This window comes from Brachybacterium nesterenkovii, assembly GCF_900163655.1.
GTDB classification, from domain to species: Bacteria; Actinomycetota; Actinomycetes; order Actinomycetales; family Dermabacteraceae; genus Brachybacterium; species Brachybacterium nesterenkovii.
In genome coordinates, this window is record NZ_FWFG01000105.1 from 1 (window position 1) to 1163 (window position 1163).

Consider the following 1163-nt stretch of genomic DNA (forward strand, 5'->3'; position numbering starts at 1 on the left):
CGCTGGCGCTCGCAGCGTAAACAACCCCCGTGTCCACGAACCGGGGGTAGGCCCCAACGAACGCCGCGATGCCCTCCCAGACTGGCTCCACGAGTACAACCAGCACCGACCACACACCGCCTGCGGAGGCCAGCCACCCTTCTCACGATTGATCAACGTCCCCGGTCAGTACACCTAGGTGTTGCGGGTCATGACGTTGTAGTCACGGAGCGGGGATGAAGGAACGGGTCCCTGACCGGCACGATGGGTGGTGCTGAAGCCGTCCATCTGCTGGAAGAGACCCGTTCCATGACCCACCGTAATTCGCCGCTGACCCCTGCCGGAAGACTCCGCCTGGTCCTACGTGTCGAAGATGATGGCCGACCCATCGCCCACGTCGCTGCCGAAGCCGGCGTCGCTCGCTCGACTCTGACGAAGTGGGTCCACCGCTATCGCGCTGACGGTGCCGAAGCCTTGGAAGACCGCACCAGCGCCCCAGCACGGAGACCCTCGCGGCCACCGATCGAGGTCCTCGAACTCATCGACGCTTGGCGGCGAGAGCACAAATGGTCTGCCCGCCGCATCGCCCTCGAGCTCGCCAGCCGCGGCCACCACTACTGCGTCCGGACCATCGGGCGCTGGCTGGAACGGCTCGGGATCTCCCGCCGCCGAGATCTCGACCCGACCGGGGAGAACAACCGTGAGCCCGGGAAGATCATCGCCCGCTTACCGGGCCACATGCTCCACCTGGACGTGAAGAAGGTCGGACAGATCCCCGACGGTGGCGGCTGGCGACTCCATGGCCGCGGCCATGCGAAGGCGCGCAAGCAGCGCGTGGGCTACACCTACCTGCACTCCGCGATCGACGGCTACTCCCGCCTGGCATACACCGAGGCTCTGGAGAACGAGACCGCGGCAACCACCATCGGTTTCTTCTCCCGCGCCAGGGCGTTCTTCGCTGCTCACGGCATCACGCGTCTGGTCCGGGTGGTCACCGACAATGGTGCCAACTACCGGGCGAAGACGTTCGTCCGCACCGTGAACGCGCATGCTTCACGGCATCAGCGGACCCGGCCCTATGTCCCGCGTCAAGTAGTTGGCAGGATTTCCTTGGTTTTGAATGTCGGGGTGGTGGGGTCGGCCAGGCCCAGGTGCACCTCCTTGGGCCGGTTCCATGAGATGGC

General features: G+C 65.8%; 2 protein-coding genes. Both read left to right on the forward strand.

Annotated elements, in window-relative coordinates:
• Positions 1-178: integrase core domain-containing protein (locus FM110_RS12025; RefSeq protein ID WP_143276387.1), on the forward strand; the 178-nt coding region annotated here is incomplete at its 5' end.
• Positions 179-288: 110 nt separating this feature from the next.
• Positions 289-1163 (forward strand): helix-turn-helix domain-containing protein (locus tag FM110_RS12030; RefSeq protein ID WP_234992436.1); only part of this gene is annotated, 875 nt, incomplete at its 3' end.